18 protein-coding genes are annotated in these 20,831 nt (G+C 39.8%); 10 read left to right on the forward strand and 8 right to left on the reverse strand.

Going from position 1 to position 20,831, the window contains the following annotated elements:
* Positions 1–35: 35 nt before the first annotated feature.
* From L2737_RS00180 to L2737_RS00205, 6 genes are all read right to left on the reverse strand, one after another.
* Positions 36–2,291: a cation:dicarboxylate symporter family transporter gene (locus L2737_RS00180; RefSeq protein ID WP_248954385.1), complete on the reverse strand. Its 2,256-nt coding sequence runs from the start codon at positions 2,289–2,291 to the stop codon at positions 36–38.
* A gap of 76 nt (positions 2,292–2,367) precedes the next feature.
* Positions 2,368–3,534, reverse strand: coding sequence for an N-acetyl-alpha-D-glucosaminyl L-malate synthase BshA (gene bshA, locus L2737_RS00185; RefSeq protein WP_229370655.1), 1,167 nt, complete (start codon positions 3,532–3,534; stop codon positions 2,368–2,370).
* Between the two features lie 314 nt (positions 3,535–3,848).
* Positions 3,849–6,017 (reverse strand): cation:dicarboxylate symporter family transporter, encoded by a 2,169-nt coding sequence (locus tag L2737_RS00190; protein ID WP_248954386.1) that lies wholly within the window; start codon positions 6,015–6,017, stop codon positions 3,849–3,851.
* 337 nt (positions 6,018–6,354) lie between these two features.
* Positions 6,355–7,287, reverse strand: a complete 933-nt coding sequence (locus L2737_RS00195) for a dihydroorotate oxidase (protein WP_102528108.1) — start codon at positions 7,285–7,287, stop codon at positions 6,355–6,357.
* Positions 7,288–7,537: 250 nt separating this feature from the next.
* Entirely contained in the window at positions 7,538–8,269 is a 732-nt protein-coding gene (locus L2737_RS00200) for an oxidative stress defense protein (protein ID WP_248954387.1), read from the reverse strand.
* A 255-nt stretch (positions 8,270–8,524) separates the two neighbouring features.
* The gene (locus L2737_RS00205) at positions 8,525–10,180 is read right to left on the reverse strand and encodes an amidohydrolase (protein ID WP_248954388.1); all 1,656 of its coding nucleotides are present in this window, start codon (positions 10,178–10,180) and stop codon (positions 8,525–8,527) included.
* A gap of 366 nt (positions 10,181–10,546) precedes the next feature.
* Here L2737_RS00205 and L2737_RS00210 point away from each other — a divergent pair, with 366 nt between their 5' ends.
* From L2737_RS00210 to L2737_RS00255, 10 genes are all read left to right on the forward strand, one after another.
* Entirely contained in the window at positions 10,547–11,404 is an 858-nt protein-coding gene (locus L2737_RS00210; RefSeq protein ID WP_102528105.1) for a GGDEF domain-containing protein, read from the forward strand.
* A gap of 124 nt (positions 11,405–11,528) precedes the next feature.
* Positions 11,529–11,939, forward strand: coding sequence for a TetR/AcrR family transcriptional regulator (locus L2737_RS00215; RefSeq protein WP_248954389.1), 411 nt, complete (start codon positions 11,529–11,531; stop codon positions 11,937–11,939).
* A gap of 339 nt (positions 11,940–12,278) precedes the next feature.
* Complete coding sequence (locus L2737_RS00220) at positions 12,279–14,033, forward strand: pepsin-like aspartyl protease (protein ID WP_248954390.1); 1,755 nt, start codon at positions 12,279–12,281, stop codon at positions 14,031–14,033.
* Between the two features lie 2 nt (positions 14,034–14,035).
* The gene (locus L2737_RS00225; protein WP_248954391.1) at positions 14,036–14,545 is read left to right on the forward strand and encodes a GNAT family N-acetyltransferase; all 510 of its coding nucleotides are present in this window, start codon (positions 14,036–14,038) and stop codon (positions 14,543–14,545) included.
* A 115-nt stretch (positions 14,546–14,660) separates the two neighbouring features.
* On the forward strand, positions 14,661–15,461 hold the full coding sequence (locus L2737_RS00230; RefSeq protein ID WP_248954392.1) for an SAM-dependent methyltransferase: 801 nt from the start codon (positions 14,661–14,663) through the stop codon (positions 15,459–15,461).
* A gap of 82 nt (positions 15,462–15,543) precedes the next feature.
* Complete coding sequence (locus L2737_RS00235; RefSeq protein WP_248954393.1) at positions 15,544–15,798, forward strand: hypothetical protein; 255 nt, start codon at positions 15,544–15,546, stop codon at positions 15,796–15,798.
* A 16-nt stretch (positions 15,799–15,814) separates the two neighbouring features.
* A complete protein-coding gene (locus L2737_RS00240; RefSeq protein ID WP_248954394.1) occupies positions 15,815–17,581 on the forward strand; it encodes a GGDEF domain-containing protein in 1,767 nt (588 codons plus the stop codon).
* 173 nt (positions 17,582–17,754) lie between these two features.
* The gene (locus L2737_RS00245) at positions 17,755–18,099 is read left to right on the forward strand and encodes a hypothetical protein (protein ID WP_248954395.1); all 345 of its coding nucleotides are present in this window, start codon (positions 17,755–17,757) and stop codon (positions 18,097–18,099) included.
* Positions 18,100–18,311: 212 nt separating this feature from the next.
* Positions 18,312–18,749: a ribosomal protein S18-alanine N-acetyltransferase gene (gene rimI / locus L2737_RS00250; RefSeq protein ID WP_428848367.1), complete on the forward strand. Its 438-nt coding sequence runs from the start codon at positions 18,312–18,314 to the stop codon at positions 18,747–18,749.
* A gap of 154 nt (positions 18,750–18,903) precedes the next feature.
* Positions 18,904–19,122 (forward strand): DUF6500 family protein, encoded by a 219-nt coding sequence (locus L2737_RS00255; RefSeq protein ID WP_229370641.1) that lies wholly within the window; start codon positions 18,904–18,906, stop codon positions 19,120–19,122.
* A gap of 69 nt (positions 19,123–19,191) precedes the next feature.
* Here L2737_RS00255 and lipA read toward each other — a convergent pair whose 3' ends face one another.
* Positions 19,192–20,157 carry a lipoyl synthase gene (gene lipA / locus L2737_RS00260; RefSeq protein ID WP_248954396.1) on the reverse strand — a complete coding sequence of 322 codons (966 nt, stop codon included), beginning with the start codon at positions 20,155–20,157 and terminating at the stop codon, positions 19,192–19,194.
* Position 20,158: 1 nt separating this feature from the next.
* The gene (gene lipB, locus L2737_RS00265; protein ID WP_102528141.1) at positions 20,159–20,809 is read right to left on the reverse strand and encodes a lipoyl(octanoyl) transferase LipB; all 651 of its coding nucleotides are present in this window, start codon (positions 20,807–20,809) and stop codon (positions 20,159–20,161) included.
* Positions 20,810–20,831: the final 22 nt, after the last annotated feature.

Raw genomic sequence — 20,831 nt, forward strand, 5'->3', positions numbered from 1 at the left:
TAAGGGCTCAATTAGCATTAATTGATTCAAGTTGCTTACTCGACCCAATGTAAAACATCTTTGATGACAGACCAACGAGGCTTTTTAGGTTGGGCATTTTCACCTAAAATCCAATAGCCATAAAGTGTGTCGACATAACCTGAGGATTGTTGGATGGATAACCAACTGTTTAAGAAGGTATGCAGCGAGTGATTACCTTTAGCTACAGCGTATGAAGCTGGGAAGGATTTAATTTCTTCACGGTTATACATGGCAGTATATTCGGGGTATAAAATCGTCCATGTTTTGCCAGCTTCTAAACTAATTAATAAGGCATCATAGTTTTCACCATCATCTTCAAAGAATAACTTGTCTGAGTCGATAGAGCTAAACTCAACATTATCAAACTTTTCTTGAATGTGCGGAATGATGGAGTAGTCACCGACAGAGGCCACTCTCACCTTTTCAGCTTCATGGATTAATTGATCAGTTTTAAATTCATCAGCTCGGTAATCCTTCACGACAAAGGCGTAGTGTAAATCGAGTACGGGATTAGTGAAATCGACAAAGCCAATACGGAAGGTGGTCATTTGTAGCCCCGAAATGGTGACATCAAATAAGCCACTGTTGATCCCATCCAGCACATTGGCTGAGTTATAAGGAATGAATGCCACTTTAATTTCAAGTTCAGCGGCAAGTTTTCGCATCATTTCAATATCAAACCCCACAAGATCCTGACCAGCATTGTAGTAGGAAAAAGGCACTTGAACAGGGTTATAGCCAACGCGTAATAGCCCGCTTTGTTTTATTTGCTCTATGGTTCGTGGGCCATTCACTTCAAGTTCTTCTGACCAGTTAAAAGCCGTGATTTCTTCAGGCACTTCTGCAGCAGAGCTCATTTGAGCAACAACTTCATCCATGTTGTATTCAGTATCAACGATACTACTCAATACCCAACTGGTGCCTAGCAGCGTGATTCCGAAAACAACTGGGGTAATGGCACTACAAAGAATGAGTCGCTTCATGCTGATTTTAGCAATACCTGCCAGCATGGCTGTGCCACCGATGGCGAGAATAAATATATTCATTGCGGCTAATAGCGAAGTAAATCGACTGGTGAACAAACTAGACACCATATAAAGCTGGAATAGGTCAGATGATAATTCTAATGAGTCAAGAAGCATCGGAATAGTCAGATAGACACTACCAAATAAGCTAATCAGCCCGTTAACAGACATAGGAAAATAACTGAGGAAATCGAGTTCTTTACCTGAAAACCAAGCAGCAAATAACACAAATACAATGGTGAGGAGCTTACCTAAATTAGGAAAGCTAAAGACCACAGGGATAATGATATTGGCGTAATCATCGGTTTGCTCATCACCGATATTGTACTTATGGAATAGCTCTTTAGTGCGTTGAATGAGTAAAGGTAAAATAATGAAAATATTACCTGCCGCAAATGCAGTGATCATCGCGTCTTTAGCAATACCTGTAATGTCTCGGTAGGAAAATGGGGTGATCACCATAATGATTGCCGGCAACACCCAATAGGTCAAAATCACCGTCATTACCACATGAGCGACAAAGTACACCTGCAATTTTTGAAACTCGTCAAAATCCATGGTGCCAGCGGTGGCCGCTGTCATGGCGAAAATGCCAATGGGCATGAGCATCACAATGCTTTGTGTGACCTTATTAAAAGACTCACCTAATAATTGCAAAGGACGCATCAAAGACTCTTTGTCTTTAATCGAAATAAGCGCGATGCCTGTGGCGACACAAAATAATACAATGGCTGGGATGTAACTATTCGATAATGAAAAAAATGGGTTAGATGGGATATATAAGTCTAATAAATTGACTGAATTAGGGTCTTGGAGCGCAGTTAAGCTAAAGAACTCTCCCGCTTGCCACTCAGGAAATGTGTATTTGATCAAATACATACTGAGCAAACCCAATAGCCAAATGACTAGCATCAATTTACCCACTTTAACGCCCAGAGATTTTGCTTGCTCTAAGGTTAAACTGCCTAAACTCGAAATAAGCGACACGATAATATAAGGGATGATGGTCATTTGTAGAAGCTTGATAAAAGCATCACCAATTACAGACATCCACGCGAGCATTTCGCCAAAAAATAGCCCTGCAATGATGCCGCCAGCAAAGGAGAGTAACACCCAGCTCGACATGCTGAGTTTGTTCTTTTTAGGTTCTTTAGTGGCGGGCGAAACCGCCTGTGTTTGCTCTGGGCTTTGTGCAGTATTATTAGTGGGATCTGTTTTATCATTGTCTGGTGTGGCCGTTGCCATATGAATCCTTTTATATGCTCTATTTCGCGAATGGTGATATTGCTATTGCTTGCGACTAATACACTAACTGAATGAGTTAGCTGCAACTAACAAGCTGTTGCGCTTGGCCATGAATCGCGAGTGTTTGGTGGTAGCAATCGACATACTGATTAACTTTAATTTCAGTATTAAAGTGCTGAATCGCTCTTGCACGCCCAGCTTTTCCAAGTTGCTGTTGGTACTGGTTATCAGCAAAAATCTTGCTAATGGTGCTAGCCATACTTTGCGCATCTTCAGGTGGATGCATAAAGCCAGTTACACCTTCTTCGACGACCTCAGGAATGCCATCAACATTGCTACTAACCGTTGGCACCCCACAGGACATTGCCTCTAGAATAACCATACAGAAAGACTCGCGGTAACTTGGCTGAATTAAACAGTCTGCATTAGCAATATAGCGTTCTACCTTGTTCACTGAACCAGTAAAACGGACTCTATCTAAGATGTTGAGTTGACTACATTGCTGTTTAATTTTTTCGATATCCGGACCGCTACCAACCAGCACTAGCCTGACTTTTTCATCGCAGTGTAATTGACTAAAAGCATTAACGACGGTTTGGGTGTTTTTTAGCGGCCTGAAATTTGAAACGTGCATTAAGATTTTTTCGTCATCATTTGCCAATGTTCGTCTTAGGTTTTGGTCAACTAACTCTGGGGTAAAATCGTTGGCATCAATAAAGTTATGCACCACATTAATGGGTTGGTTTATTTCAAACTCTTGCTGAATATATTGGCGCTGGAAATTGGATACTGTCGTTAATAAGGTACTTTGATTCATGCTGAAGGTATTTAAACGCTTTATCGCATTATCTTGACCGACAATCGTGACATCAGTTCCGTGAATAGTGGTAACAATCGGGAATGAATATTGGCAGATATTACTGGCTAGAAATGCACATAAAGAGTGAGGAATAGAATAATGAGCGTGGATCAAATGTAATTGATATTGTTCGACGACTTCGACAATTTTGGCGGTTAACGAATAGGTATGTAGTGGACCTTCAAATAAAGGATAATTTACTTCGTCTACTTCATGAAAGTAAACATTACTATAATTTTGGATAAGCTTAAATGGTCGTTTATGGGCAATAAAATGCACTTCATGACCTAATTTTGCTAAGCCAATACCCAACTGAGTGGCCACTAACCCAGAACCACCAATGCTTGGGTGACAGACAATACCTATGCGTAACTTATTCATCATTTTTCACTCGTATCCTTACTAGCGTGCTCAGCGCAATGAAATGGCAATTATGAATAATAATCGTAATGTTATTTTTAGGTTAACTTTTTGAATATTGCAATATTTTTCTATCTAACTGTATGGGGCATCTGTTCAGCGAGATAATGACAATGCACTATGCATAAATAAAAAACCTTCGCTTTATACTGTAATTCGACAATATGACAATTTAAGGTAAGGGAAAATAAGCACTTTTAAGAGACTAAAAAGCCTAATGTATATTGTTACATTAGGCTTTAAGGCAAACTATTTGGGTTCAAATGTTGATTGAGAAGTTAATCAACCCAATGTAAAACGTCTCGAATAATAGACCAGCGAGGCTGAGGTGTAGTGGCACCTTTACCTAACATCCAATAGTCATAAAACTCTTGTTGATGACCATCGACCTTACGCAGTTTTTGCCAATTATTAATATAGTTCAGTAATGACTGGTTCGATTGAGCCACCGCATAAGCCACAGGGTAACGGTTTTTATCTTCTAAAATGGCAATGCCGTAACCAGGGAAGAATAAGGTCCAGGCCGATCCTGCCTCTGCGCTGATAACCACAGCATCGTACTTGTCTTTTTTCTGCCTGAAGAAATCTTTGTAACCTTCAATTTTGACAAATTTAAGATGGGGCAACTGCTTTTTGGCTTCTTTGATTTTGTCATCATGTTCAACATAAGCCACGGTGACATCTTCCATGGCCATAATCGACTCATTGGTTTTAAAGCTATTGACGCGGTGGTCTTTAGTGGCAATGGCGATATTGAGTTCTAATACTGGATCGCTGTAACTTAAGCGATCCATTTGTTTGATATCCATGGCAAGCCCTGACATAGCCACATCAAAAAAGCCTGCTTGCAATGACACAGCAAGCTTATCTTTATGAAAAGGAATGAATTCGATATCAACATGTAAATCTTCGGCTAGTTTAGTGGCCATCGCAGAATCAAAGCCCACCAATTGCCCTGAGTTATTGTAATAACTAAAGGGCACATTACTTGGAATATAACCGACTCTTAGCACGCCACGCTTTCTGATCGTTTGTACATCGACTATTGGCTGAGAGGGTGTTTTGCCAACTTCAGGGAACTGTCGGGTGACTTTAGTAGGCACTTTGTCAGCTACTTTCATATTGGCAATCACGCCACTAGTGATTTCAGGGCTAGTAATAAATACCCCCATCCCAATTCGACACACTAATATGGTGACTATGGTACTGGCCACTAGACCACCAGACATTTTAATTAATTGCGGCGCACGAATTTTAAGACAACCTTGGAATAAACAAACTGTCAGTAAGGTTAATGCGAATAAATTCATTACCGCAGCAATAGAGTTAAATTTACCCGTTATAAAGCCTGACATAACAAATAATTGGAATAAATCAGAAGGTAAATGCACTAAGTCGAGCATAAAGGGGATTGCAACATAAACGCTGCCAAATAGTGATAACAGGCCACTAATCGATAAGGAAGGAATAGCACTGATATCAACAGGGGTACCATTAAACCAGCCAGCAAAATAAACAAACAAAATAACCGTGAGTTTACCGATATTTGGGAAGGTAAAGGCAATAGGTACAAGAATTTCAATTAGGGTTAAGCCGTCTTCACTAAGGTTATTATGCTCACGCATGATCTGCTTACATTCTTCAATAATCACGGGAATGACAATAAAGATATTACCAGTAGCAAACGCGGTTACTAGGCTTGCCTTAGTAATGCTGACAGTTTGCATATATGTAATCGGTGTTAGTGAGCAAACAATCCAAGGTAAAATCACAAAGGTGAGCAATAAGCACAAGACAAAGTAGCTGATTAAATACACCTGCATACTGGCAAATTCATCGACCCCCATCGTTCCTGCAGCCGCTGCGGACATAGCGAAAATACCAATAGGTAATACTTTAACTAAGCCTTGAGTAATGCGTGAGAACGTTTCGGTAATGGTGTGCATGAAAGAAAGCACTTGGTTTTTATTATCACCTTCCATGCCGATGAGTGCCAAGCCCATCGCAATACTAAATACCACCATAGCAGGTACATAACCTGCAGCCATGGATTCAAATGGGTTTGATGGTATGTAAAGCTTGAAGTAATTAATCGGTTCTACAGGTTCAATAATGCTGGTACTGAAAAAGGAGGCGGATTCTACAAATGGGAATGACAATGGCATTAATGCAGTAAGCACCAATCCGACCAACCACAACAGCAACATGATAAGTCCCGCGCGACTAAAAATTAAGATAGCAGTACTTTTTTGCAGTTTCCCAATACCGCCAATCAGCGATACAACAATGTAGGGTAAAACCGTCATCTGCATTAATAAGATGACACCATTACCTATGGTACTTAGCCAGCCAACGGATTCGCCAAAGAAAATACCAACAGCAAAACCGACAAACATGGCAATCAGCATTTGTGTTGAACTGGTCATTGAAAGTAATTTTTTAACCACGTGTCGTATCCATTTATTATGTTATGCCTGCGACGTTTGAGTCTTAAGGCTCATTAAGCGCTTTATTTATTGCATAGTAGGTTACTGAAAGTTTATCAATTGTCAGGTTTTAAGTGGTGAAGCTGTTAATTTAAATCAATATTAACAGTCTTATTAATCAATAGTCAGACTTTAACGAATAAATTTTAGCGATAAAATAGGTTAGTAAATGCTAATAAATTGGCGAGAAATTGGGGGATGTTGGTGATAGCTATTGGCTCTAACTTTAGTTATGGCCATAAAAATAGCCAGAACAAATGAACTGGCTATTCGATGTAAATGGATTTGCTAAGGGGTTTTATAGTGGCTTTAGTTTGCCTTTTGCATCAGCAATACATTGATAGTTTTTAGATTGCATAAACTCAGCAAGCTCAGACTCAATACGTTCGAAACAAGCTTCGCCTTCTTTTTCAAAACAAGTAGCAATTTGTACCGCGTCCGCGCCTGCTAATAAATATTCAAACGCATCGATACCGGTTTTAATGCCGCCAACCCCGATGATTTGAACATCATCATCTAACAGTTCACGAAATGCGCGCACATTGGCAAGGCCAATAGGCTTAATGTAATCTCCACATAAACCGCCAAAGCCGCCTTTAGGTTTAATGATAGGTTGCTCTGTGTGTGGATCAATCACTAAGGTATTGCCGATAGAGTTAATGCAGGTAATGAACTTTACTGGGTATTTCTTGATGATATTGGCCACTGCAATAAAGTGTGACATATCAAAATACGGCGCTAATTTAATCCCAATAGGTTTATTGCCTAAGGCGGTAATCGCGGCAAGTGCTTGGTCTGTCTGTTCAAAGTCATAAGCGACTTGAGCTTTACCAGGGATATTAGGGCAAGAAAAGTTTACTTCAATTAAATCGACGTCACTGTTTTGAAACGCGGTGACCATTTCAATATTATCTTCAACGCTAAAGCCCGAAACACTGACAATGACAGGTTTCCCCAAGGCTTTTAATTGCGGCACCATTTCTAAATACGCTTTGTATCCAAGGTTGGGGAGCCCCATAGACTGGATAGATCCTAATGGCAGGTTTTGATATCTAGGTTCAGGGTTTCCTTCGCGCGATTCAATCGTACAAGACTTGGTTACCACGGCTGCAGAGTTGGATAGTGCAATGGTGTGCAACTCATCCCAAGTGGTACATTTAGGGCCAGAGGCATTCATCAAATAACTGTCTAGCTGTGTTCCAGCAATTTGAGTGGATAAATCGATGTTCATGAAGCGTCCTCTTGACTGAATTAGTATGGATAAAACAATACGACCGCTTTGAGGTGATTAAGGTTTTTGAAAGGTTTTAAATTATTCACCGCCAAATTGCGCCATAGTTTATTCAGCAAGACAATATAGACATTGATTAGAAACAAGAAAAAAGCAAAAGAGACAATAAATTTGTAATAGTGTTAACTAGAGCAAACAAACAAGAAACTCAAAGTGACCTGCAGCGGCTAGGTCACCAGTTCATGAGGGGTTATTTTAAGCGATAAATAACTTCTACACGTTCTTCAACGCTCACCTCACCATATTGATAGCTTTCTGCCATATCACTTTGCATTGCGCTCATTCTCATCATTACGGGTTGCACTGGGTGCTGTGTTAAGTAACGTATTTCCCATACGCCATCGAGTTCACGGTCAAAACCTTGCGCTAGAGAGTGCGCTTTTTGCTTTGCATCTTTAATGGCTGCTTGTCTTGCTTGCTCAATAGCTTGGGTTTCATCGGATGATTTTAAAGCAATATTTTGCACTCGATTAATGCCTTCTTCTAGAGCTGAATCCAGAATGTCGTTTAACTTAGCTAACTCTTTAACGCTAACCGTCAACTGTCTGCTAGCACTATAACCGGTTAATTCTTTAGGTTGGTTTGATGGGTAATGATATTGCGGTTGAATGTGCAAGTTTGCACTTTGAATGTCCTGTTTACTGACACCAGCCTGTTTAAGGCGTTTGATAAACTTAACGACCGCTTCATCAACCGCTGTTTTAGCTTCTTTAGCGTTATCTTTGGTTAAGCTTACTTGTACTGAAATCTCTGCCATATCAGGGGCTACTTTAACTTGGCTGGTGCCAACGGTTTCTAAGTGAGGGAAATCATAGTTAGCGGCTATTGCGGTATTGGTTGTTAAACCGTAAACGAGCCCAGATGCGATTAATGTACTTAACAAGGTTTTTCTTAGTGTGTTCACATTGATTAATTGAGTCATAATTGCTCCAGCAATAATAGAAAGTAAATTCGTTGTTATTGCTATAAACGCAGACAATATAGAAAAGGGTTATTTTTTTAAAAAATATTGTTAGAACGTTGAATGGATTGTGGTGGCTAACAGGTTGCTAGCTTTATGAAAGGTTCACTGAATTGACTGAAACAACAGAGGTTGAAAACAAGGACAGATAAAGGTTTATCTGCCCTTAGCATTTCAATTAGATGTAACGACTTGAACAAGTCGAGCATAGGAGTATCAATGTACTCGTTGTCCATTAACCCAGGTTTCGCTGACTTTGGTTTTCCAAATGTCTTCAACCGGGGCTGAGAATATATCGGTTTCGATTAAGATAAAGTCTGCTTTCAATCCTGGTTTTAGCTGACCAATCTCTTTTTCTTGATGACCAGCAAAAGCGGCATTAGTGGTAAAGCTGGCGAGCGCTTCAGTGAGTGTCATGCTTTCTCTACGGTACCAACCATCAACCGGCTGATTGTCATGGTCTTGTCTGGTCACAGAGGCATGAAGGCCATAAAAAGGGTTAGGGGACTCAATGGGAAAGTCAGAACCTGCTGCAATAACAGCGCCCGCATTGATTAATTTTCGCCAAGCGTAAGCGCCCTTTATTCGCGAGTTGCCTACTCTATCTTCTGCCATATTCTTATCGCTGGTGGCATGTGTTGCCTGCATAGAAGCAATCACATTGAGCTCAACAAATCGAGAAATATCACTGAGCTGCAATACTTGTGCATGTTCAATACGGTGACGTAAATGGCGACTGTTACTGTTGGCAATTAATGATTGGTAATGATCTAAAACAATTTGATTGGCATTATCACCAATTGCGTGGGTATTAACCTGAAACCCTGCTTTCATGGCTTTTTCAATCTTATCGCCTAAGGCTTGTGGCGAATATAGCAATAACCCCTTGTGGCCTTTTAAGTCACTATAATCTTCAATTAACGCAGCGCCGCGACTGCCTAATGCGCCGTCAGCAGAAATTTTAACACTGCTAACACGGAATTTATCGGTATCGATACGGTATGGTCCTGCAGCCATTAATTGATCAAATTCAGGATCTTCAGCGTCAATCATGCCGTAAACGCGAATAGGCATTTTACTGCGTAAGTCCAAAGCTTGATAAGCCGCAATGGTATCAGACTGAATCCCAGCGTCATGTACACTGGTTAACCCTAATTCTGCTAATGAGGTTAAAGCTGTTTCTAGCACTGCTTGTTGCTCTTCAATCGACAGTTTAGGGATATTGTTGGTAATTAAGCTCATGGCATTATCAATAAATACGCCAGTAGGCTGACCATTTTTATGGCGAAGGATCTCGCCGCCTGCTGGACTGATTGAATTGATATCGACTCCAGCAACTGCCATTGCTGCTGAATTTGCCCAGCCAGCGTGCCCATCAATTCGTACTAACCATACAGGCGTGTCAGGAAATATCTTATCGAGAGAGGCGGCTGTAGGAAATTGCTTGCTTGGCCATAATACTTGGTTCCAACCTCTGCCTTGTACCCAGTTTAGTGATGATTGTTGCTGTCTAAATTTGTCAACGATACTCACAGCATCTTGCTCAGATTCACTGTCTCGAAGTTGGGCTCGCATCAAGCTCAAACCGTAACTCAATACATGCCCGTGAGCATCAATTAAGCCCGGTAATAGAGTGCGCCCTTTACCATCAATATGATTGATATTAGCTTCGGTTTTATAGGGTAAGTTGTCTTGTTCGGTATATATTTTTTCGATGGTGTCACCATCAAATTGCAAGGCTCTAAATTCGATGAGGTTGCCATCTTGAACAGTATATCCATGAATGTTACTGATCAATTGACTCTGGCTGAGCGCGGGGAAACTGACTAAACAGATACAAGTGATAAGCAGCTTTTTGTAGGTATTTATCATGTGCTAATTCGTTCCATGTTCTTATTGTTTTGTCTTTTAGCTATTGAACAATATTTAATTTTTGTTGTTGATTTTATGTTAACTGTTTTTTTGTGGAAAAACGAGAGTGAAATAAACATGTTAATGCGTAATCGACAGATTCATTAAGCAGGTGAATGGCAAGCAACTAACGTGATAACTGCTACACTAGAAATGTCTTAAACGACTTGCTACTAGTGTTACTGGTGTAATATTCAAGCGAGTGACTATTTAAGTACAATAACGGTATTCTGATTTAAATCATGATGTTTAGGCAAAAAGTGTAAACAAAAAAGATTTAGACAAAAAGTTGAGAAGCAGTATTAAGCAAAGGCAAGTGGAGAGGTTATGGGGTTAAGCGCGTCAATATTAGTACTTTTAGGGTTAATTGGACTGAGTTTATCCTTAAAGCCTGCATATCAAATTTGTGCTTACTCTCAATTTAGCAGCAAAGGTTGGCTAACCCTGCTGATGCTAATCGCATTGTTTATTGTGAGTTATTTTAGTTATTTATCATTATTATTGAAGGCTCAGGAAACCGTTAATTTTATTCAATTGGTTGTAGCAGGGATCTTTTTTGCCGGAGGTTGGTTTGTTTATTTGGTGACACGTTTGAGCAAGCAAACAATCGAGAATATGGATAATTTACTGCAAGAAAAAAACCATCAAGCTAATCATGATTTGCTTACAGGGCTACCTAACCGTCAACAGTATTATCGAAGTATTGATCAATTCATTGCAAAAGAACCTGAGACGTTTTATTGCATGATGTTAGACATTAATAATTTCAAAATGATTAATGATACTTTTGGTCATTCAGAAGGGGACAGAGTTTTACAGATTGTGGCTGAACGTATAGACAGCGTGTTACCAGCAGACGCACTTGCTGCAAGAATTGGCGGTGATGAGATTGCCATTATTATTCCTGATGCTCAGGATCGCAATATCTCAATAATAGCCAAACAAATCGAACAAGCTCTACTCGTTGATATTCCATGCTCTGGGCACATGATTGTTATTGGTGCTAGCATTGGGATTGCCCAATTTCCCAAGGATGGGCAGGATAGAAAGTCGCTGATGAAAAATGCCGATATTGCGATGTATTCTGCTAAGCGTAATGAAGTTTCACATCAGTATTTTCAGCCACATTTAACCTCATCACAATTTCCCAAGTATGCTTTAGATATTGATAAGTCTAGTTTTTAGTAGGACCTGAATATGATAAAATTCAAGTTCTCTAGAGGACTGTTTAAGTGACTAGACTAGCGGCTATACAAGTGCAAAGTCAGTTGTTATATACTGTACAAATATAAGTGTTACAGAGACCACTATGACAACAGAGCAACGACTCCTGAATGCAGCAAAAGAATTAATCAAACAGCATGGGGTGATTAACTTTTCAATGTCAGATGTCCCTAAGGCTTGTGGGTTATCTAGAGCCTGTTGTTACCAAAATTTCCGTGATAAAAATGAAATTTTAGCCGCGCTGTGTATCGAAGAAGTTCAAATGAATATCACAGCCATTAATGAGCAACGTTTTGAAGACTTTGCAATGATTTTCAGTATGGTATTAAGACCGCTGATTTTTAATCATTTAAAAGACAAAGACCGATTAGCACTTGAGCATATTTTTGCTGAGTTAACATCATTGATAACACTATTACCTGAAAAAGAAGAATTCAAATTCTTAAAGCGCGGCTTCGAGTTTCTCGATATGGAAAAAAAACAGAATTCAATTTAGTACTGGTCTATGAATACACACCGTTAAATTTTCGCTTGTATATGCCCGCGAATCCCCCCAATAAGCCTTATTGTTAAGGCTTTTTTTATGCCTGAATGTTAACTCTTGGCAGTTTTCAGTTTATTTGGTTCAGTTTATTTGGCTCGATACATTTACAGCAGACAGGTAAAAATCACAGATAAAAAATCATAGTTTACAGAACTATTTCGTGACAACTGTAACCATGTTAATTTAAAGTAAAAGGCATAACTTAATGAATTACATGCCGTAAATTTTAATATGGCTATGAATCTATCGATACTGCAGAAAATGTATCAATAGCAAGGAAGCAAAAGCTTAATGAGTGAGCAAGGCAATAACGGCGCCCCGCTAGCCGAAGAAAAGGCAATCTTAGAAGAGCAAGCGCTCAATCAACAAGCCGCTATTCAAGCATCTGAAGACGATCACCACCAACACCTATTAGGCCACTGTCATCACCATAATCAAATGCAGCAGCATCTTGAAGATGCAAAACAGAATCTAGCTTCTACAGTTAATTCAGCACTTAAAGCTGAAGTTGCTCATGCGACTGATACTGCTACAGATTCAGATGCTGTAATTGATACCGTTAGCTCTCAAACACGTACAGTAAAATTACCTCTAGTTAATGTGTTTGCCAAAGGCGGCTACTGTGTGCAAATGCACCTTGGAAGTGAAGGTCGTCCAGCAAATCTAATCGTTGATACAGGCAGCAGTACTTTAGTGGTTAAAAAGCAGGTCTATAGACCGCACGATGATCAGCTACTGCAATCTGGCCCATTTGCTCAGCAAGTGATTTATGGTGCAGGCGGCTGGGATGGACCATTAGTACATACCAAGGTGAGTGTCAGCCAAGATGGGCTTAAACATGATTTATTAGCGCAAGATTCACTAGATAAAAATACGACAACCCATGTGCCGCATCTTAACCTCGCTCATGAGCCGCTTGATTTAGAAGGATGCCCTGTAGCAATTGTGCCCTCATTAGAACATCAAAAAACCTTTGCCGATGCCGATGGAATACTGGGTCTTGCTTATTATGGCTTAAACAAAAGTTATGATTTATCTGCCTATATTGAAGAGCATGAAATTAAGCCTGCATCGACATTCCCATGGCCATTTTTAGAACCTAACTCAGTGTGCCCTGCACATAGTGATCATGACGCGAAGAGTTGTGATGGATCTGACGAGCAAGAACGCTTTAGCGGCGAAGATTTAAAACGCTTTCGAAAGTTTCTTAAAAAACAGCCACAACAGACCGTTGTGCCGTATTTTACCCGCCTTAACAATAGCGGTTTAACCAACAATCGTTTTGCTTTTCATTCAAAGCGCTCAAGTATTCATATTGCTAAAGATGACTATACCCAAGAGCAAATCGCAGCCGATCCACTGAACAAAGGCTGGTTGATTCTAGGCGGTGGCAAAGAGCATACCGAGTTATATCAGGGAAAGTTTAAAACCATTGATGTTATTCATAATCGCTATTACAACGTCAAATTGTACTCCATGAGTGTCGGCGACCAAGCGCCTGTCGCAGCCCCAGCTTTGCAAGAAAAATACATTCCTTCCCATAAAAGTAACGCCATTATTGATACTGGGGTGTCAGGAATTTTGCTAACCAACTTATTGTATGAAGCTATGTTACAAGGCTTTAGCAATGTATCAGAAGCGTTTGTGGAGTTAGTCACCCCGTTTAAAGATATCCGCTTGCAAGAAGAGGGGATTGATATGACTGAGCTATTTAAAGGCCGTGATATGACGGGTCATCACCCCAATGATTTGAGCCATTGGCCAACACTGCATTTCACTTTTGATGGTGAAATCACCAACGAATGTCCAGATAAAGAAAATGAAGTCATCGATAAAGCGATTACCATCAGTTGTAAGCCTGAGCACTACTGGCAGCTGAACTCGCCAAGTCCTGGTAAAGCGTGTTTTAAAATATTGAGTCAGCTACCTCGCTGGCCAAATCAATGCTTATTAGGCACACCGCTGCTTAATGATTATTATGTGATTTTTGATCGCTCTGCCCATGAAACAGGCGTGATTCGGTTTGCTGAGCAAAGTGACTCTTAATTATGGCTGATAACATTCATAACTTTGAGACAGAAAGGTTAAGCATCAGACTTCTTGAGGAAAAGGATATCGATTTATATGTGAGTTTATATACAGACCCTAAAATTATGCGTTTTATTGCTGAACCGTTAACGGAAAGTAAAGCGAAGTCATCATTCTTTACCGCGATAAAGCTAAATAATGAAGCACCATTCAAACAAGTTATATGGGCAATTGTTGATAAAAGTTCAAATGAAGCATGTGGGATTCAAAATTTATCCATGCACTATGAAGATAAAAGAAGTGCCGAAGCTGGTTTAATATTGGCTAGGAATGTTCAAGGGCGATTTTATCCTGAAGAAGCATTAACAGGGATGATTGAATATGGTTTTACAAAACTAGGATTAAAAACCATTTTTGCATATGCGTCTCAGAAAAATAGAGCAAGTAAACGTGTTGTAGTTAAAGCGGGTTTTACAGAATTCGATATAGCTGAAGATAAATTAAGTTTTAAAGTAGAATCAGCAAGATAGACTGAGATTGAATTTTACCTTGAAACTTGATTTGTACAATTCCATTACAAATTAATAACTGCTATCTTATTTGCAACAAATCAGTTGATTATTAAATTATAAAAAGAGCTATTAAATGTCGGGTAGTTTGGCTTGTGTTGGTATTGGTATGACGTTAGGGGCGCACATCTGTCCTTTGAGTAAGAGCTATATAGAACAGGCTGATGTTGTGTTTTCAGCTGTATCTCATGGTATCACTGAACTTTGGTTACAAGAAATGCATCCGGATGTGCGCAGTTTACAGCAGTATTACCAAGAAGGTAAAAATCGCCAAATTACTTATCGAGAAATGGTGGATGCGATGATGACCGAGGTTAGAGCAGGCCAAAAGGTAGTCGGTGCTTTTTATGGTCACCCTGGGGTATTTGCCCAAGCGTCGCATAAGTCAATTGCTATGGCGAAAGCTGAAGGCTATCAAGCTCGTATGATCCCTGGTATTTCAGCAGAAGATTGTTTAATTGCTGATTTAGGGGTTGATCCCGGTCGTTTCGGTTGTCAGCAGTTTGAAGCCAGTCAGTTTATGTTTTATAAGCGCGAATATGATCCATCTTGCTACCTGATTTTATGGCAAATAGGGTTAGCCGGTGATAAGTCATTGGCTAAATTCTCAACAGGCGCTGCGCATCGTCAGGTCTTAATTGAATTGCTGGCAGAAAAATATCCTTTGGAGCATCAAGTTATTTTATATGAGGCTGCAGTACTGCCAATTGATAGTGTTCGGGAGGAGTGGTTATCAATATCAGAATTGAAAGACGCTGAAATTCACATGCATACCACTTTAGTTATTCCACCCAGTCAAGAAATGAAACCGAATGAAAAAATTTTAGCTCGTTTAGCTGAAGTTGAAAAAGCGATTACGCAGCAGGAGTTAGCGTAAAAACTATGTATGCATAATTACTATTTTGTATGGTAAATAAAGAGCCATAAAGATGGCAAGAAATAAACCTTAAGGAGACAAGATGTCAAGTATTATAAAACTGTTAGAACGTATGGGACAGGACTCAACTTTAACAGACTCAAAGGAAAGCTCTGAAAAAGCAATTAATAAAGCTGATATCAACAATGAGTTGAAACAAGCATTAATCAATAAAGATGTGCAGGCAATCGTGAATCAGTTAGATGTTTGCCCAGATATATATTGTTTACTGTTTCCTGCAGATGAAGAAGAAGCAGAAGAGAAACCTGCAGAAGACAAAACTGAAATTGCGGCTTAAAAGGCTACTTGTTAGCATGATTTTTTTTGTAAGAGTGTTTTTGATTTCACAGTTATTCTTCATTAGCCCAATTTGGGCTGATGAAGTTACTGATGTGGAATCTGTTTTAGCTCAAGCTGATGCAGTTAGAAGTAGTGATGCAATAAAGTTTAATGAACTTATTGAAATATTAAAACTTGAAAAAGAGAACTTTACCCAAGAACAAGATGATTTGTTTCAATACCTACTAGCTTATCAAATTGCTTTTAAAGGTAACTTTACTGAAGCGCAAAATATTTGGAAATCATTAAGTGTTTCTAGTGCAAATATCGAATTAAAATTAAGGTCAAATGTATCCTTGCTTAATACAATGGCACTTTCTAAGGAGTGGAGCAAAGGCTTAACCTATGTAGAAAAAATATTGGCGGATTTACATCTAGTTAAAGATGCTAAGCTAACCAAAATGGCAATTTCCGTTATTTCATATTTTTATAATAAAATTGGTCAATATGAATTAGCATTAGAATATGCAAAAAAATTAAATAGTTTGAGTTTGCAAGGTAAGGGGAGCTGTGTAGCAGAAGAGTTGATTCTTGAATCGAGGTTTTATCTAGGGGGACTGACAACCGAATCTCCTGAAATACAATCGGCTATTGAGGCGTGCACTAGAGAGGGGGAAGATGTTTGGCTAAGCGTGATTCATTCCTTTATTGCCAAACTACATTTGCAAGAAGGTAATAATGTTGATGCTATTAACTTATTGCACAATCAATTATCTATAGTAGAAAAGATAAATTACGTACCAACTTTATTTCATTATTACTCACTTTTAGCAAGTGGCTATGTTGCTGATGAAAACTTTATTAAAGCTAAATATTTCGGGTTAAAAACAATCGAGCTTAGTAAGGGAATGAATAAGACTGAGCCAGAAATGATCGCTTATGAAGCTCTTTATAAAGTGTTTTTAGACGCTAATGATTTCGAAGAAGCGTTGAAGTATTACATAAAATTTGCAGAAGCTGACAAAGCTTACTTTGACGATCTCAAAACTAAATATCTCGCTTTTCAGTTAGCCCAACATAAAGCCGTCGAACAAAAAGTCCAAATCGAATTACTCAACAAACAAAACAAACTATTGCAAGCTAGTCAGCGCTTAGCCGAAAGTGAAACTGAAAATAATCGTTTGTTTATGGCCTTGCTGATCATGGTGATCAGTTTGTTGGCTATTGCGGCTATTCGCTCGAATAGAAATCAAAAACGCTTGAAGCGTCTCGCTCAAATTGATTCTTTAACCCAAATTTTTAATCGTGGCCATTTTAATACGGCAGCGCAAGATGCGATGTCTGCTTGCCAAGTTAATCAAGACAACATTAGCTGTATTCTGTTTGATTTAGATAAGTTTAAAACTATCAACGACAACTATGGCCATGCATGTGGTGATTGGGTGCTTAAAAATGTTGCCCATACTTGTAAGAATATAAGCCGTACAAATGATATTTTTGCTCGCTTAGGCGGGGAGGAATTTTGTATTATCTTGTCTCGTTGCGATGCTGTTACGGCATTAAAGATTGCTGAAGATTACCGTAAGGCGATTGCCAATATTGATAGCAGCCCAAGCGGTTACACGTTCCCTATTACTGCAAGTTTTGGGGTCACTGACAGTGTGCAATCTGGTTACAGTGTTGAAGCACTAACAGGTCATGCAGACAATGCCATGTATCTAGCTAAAAGCACTGGCCGTAATAAAGTATGTAACTATGCCGATGTTGAAGCCTCTAAAGCATCTTGCTCGGTGATTATTTAGTTTTACACTGACTTAAGCCATAATGCTAATGCCACAAGAGATAAGCCGTTTACAGATAAAGCGATTGCGCCCAAAGCGTTAATCGCTTTATTTTTGGGTAACAAACCGAGTAGTGAACTGTTATTCTATTCATCAAGAAGTTATGCGTTCACTTACTCATTTTGGAGACCAGTTTGGATAGAACAGCTTATTTAGATGCAATGGGTGTATCTCGTTGGCGCAGTGCTGATGCCAAAGGTAAGCCTTATCTTATTATTCAAGATTCTGATACTGATATTTCTCAGCATGCCATTGTCCTAGAGATTTTGGGGTTACTGACTGTAGACCTGAACGATTGTGAATTTGATACTGAGATGGTCAAAGGAATGCAAGTGGTGTGGGATATGCGCAAATTAAAGGTGCGCCCTAGAGTCGCTTGGCTGGTATCTGCACCATTAGCTGCTCTTGAAACTGGTCATCAAGCTAAGCGCGAATTATGGCAACAGATATACCGACACCTTGCTAAAACCGCAGCCTAATTAAATCCTTATTTTGATAATAAAGCGTTTTGATAAAGAAGCGCTTTGGTAAAAAGCTGTTCGGATAAAGAGATGTCCAATCTTTATAACCAGCTTACAGCCATCTTAATCGTGATTTCAACAGTGGTAACAGTTAACTATTTTTTTAAGAAACCTATTTTAAGAAACCTATTTTAAAAACTATGTCAGAAACTAGCTCATTCTCGAATTCTATAGTGATTAAGCCTCTTAGCCCTGAAAACGCTGCTGAGATGTCTAGTGTTGAAAACCAAGCACATAGTCACCCTATGAGCTTAACCAATCTAGAAGACTGTTTTGGCCGCCTGTATCGCGTTTTTGGTGCTTACGAAGGTGAACAACTTATTGGCTTTGCGATAGTGCAGCAAATAGTTGATGAGCTGACCTTATTAGATATTTGCATCAAACCTCAGTCTCAAGGTAAAGGCTTAGGTTTACACTTGCTGAATCATATTATTAGCGACTCAAAACAGCACGAGGCTGTGATTGTCATGCTTGAGGTGCGTCAGTCTAACCAAGCGGCAATTGGCTTATATCAAAAACTGGGCTTTGTAGAGTCAGGTCGTAGAACAGGCTATTACCCTGCAGAATCGGGTCGTGAAGATGCGATTCTAATGGATTACAGGCTTTAGATATTCTTTAGCTCTCTTTGACTTTCTATGACTCTCTTTGACTCTCTATGACTTTGTTTTAACTTATTGGCTATGACTTAGCTTGTTAACTATTTCTTGAACAGTGATTTAATGCATTTACCGATGTAAAAGCCGATTTAATAAAAGGATAAAAATGAGAGACGCATTAAGAGCTAAGATTATTCAAGTTTGCGATAAGAAAATAGCCGCAAAAGGCGATAACGTTGGTTTATCTTTTTATGCTTTTTTTGCCAACAAAAATGACAATCCTGAGCTATTGATGGAAGCCGCTACATGGTGGATTGAAACTCATCGACTTGATCATTTTGTTAAGGCAAAAGAGATTAAAGCCATGGTTGAAAGCGGTTTGTAACTTGAGTCGTTTTATTTAGGCAAATAAAAACGGCGCATAAAGCGCCGTTTTTTTTACGAGGAAGAAAGCTTATTTCACTTCTTTACCTTGAGCTTGTAAATCTGCATGGTAGCTTGAGCGAACTAACGGTCCGCAAGCTGCATGGGTAAAGCCAAGTTCATCAGCCAAGTCTTTTAATGCATCGAACTCAGCTGGCGGCACGTAACGTTCAACCGGTAAATGGAACTTAGACGGCTGTAGATACTGACCTAGAGTGAGCATTTCAACATCGTGTTTACGTAAGTCACGTAACACATCTGCGATTTCTTCGTTAGTTTCACCTAAACCCATCATTAAGCCAGATTTTGTTGGCACATCAGGGTGACGCTCTTTAAAGCGTTTCAGTAAATCTAATGACCATTGATAGTTCGCCCCTGGACGCGCTTTACGGTAATGCTTAGGCGCAGTTTCAAGGTTATGGTTGAAAACATCAGGTGGCTCAGTAGCAATAATATCGAGCGCTGCATCAATACGACCACGGAAATCAGGGACTAAAATCTCGATTTTAATTTCAGGGTTAAGTACGCGGATTTCACGGATGCAATCTGCAAAATGTTGTGCGCCGCCATCACGTAAATCATCACGATCCACTGAGGTAATAACCACATACTTAAGCTTCATGTCTTTTATGGTTTGAGCTAACTTTTTAGGTTCGGCTGCGTCTGGTTTAAGCGGACGACCATGGGCAACATCACAGAAAGGGCAACGACGAGTACAGATAGCACCTAAGATCATAAAGGTGGCTGTACCGTGGTTAAAGCATTCAGCGAGGTTAGGGCACGATGCTTCTTCACAAACTGAGTGCAAACCATTTTTACGTAATGCTGATTTAATCTCAGTAATACGCTGGTTTGATGCAGGTAGCTTTACGCGTAACCAGTTTGGTTTGCGTAACATGGTTTCCTTTTCAGAAGGAACCACTTTTACTGGAATACGTGCGACTTTTTCGGCATCACGCAGTTTTACACCAGGTTGTAATCTTTCAGGCCTATTCATATTATTCTGCTAATCCTTGATGATGTACAAGTTCTTGGTAGCCCAATACTTTGCTTAATGTTTGAATCAGTTTGTCGCCAGCATCGTTAACGGTTTGAGGGCCGCCTAATGCTTTGCATTGCACCATTTCAAGACCCGCGTAACCGCAAGGGTTAATGCGTTGGAACGGTGCTAAGTCCATATCGACGTTAAGTGCTAGACCATGAAATGAGCAGCCTTTACGAATGCGAAGCCCTAGTGAGGCAACTTTACGTTCATCGACATAGACACCGGGAGCGTCAGCTTTGGCATATGCGTTAACGTCATACATTGCCAGCATATCAACAATACTTTGTTCAATGTTATTAACTAACTGTCTGACGCCGAGTTTACCGCGTTTTATGTCGATAAGTGGATAGACAACTAACTGGCCCGGCCCGTGATAGGTCACTTGGCCACCACGGTCAACTTGGATCACTGGGATATCACCTGGATTAAGGATGTGCTCGCTTTTGCCTGCTTGGCCTTGGGTGAATACGGGCGAGTGTTCAACAATCCATAATTCATCGTTGCTTTCGCTGTCACGATTATCGGTATAAGCCTGCATTGCATGCCATACGGATTCGTAATCTTGGCGACCAAGATGTCTGATGTGTAACGCTTGAGTTTGCAAGGGCAACCTCTCCCCTCAAAAA

The organism is Shewanella electrodiphila, assembly GCF_023283985.1.
GTDB lineage: Bacteria > Pseudomonadota > Gammaproteobacteria > Enterobacterales > Shewanellaceae > Shewanella > Shewanella electrodiphila.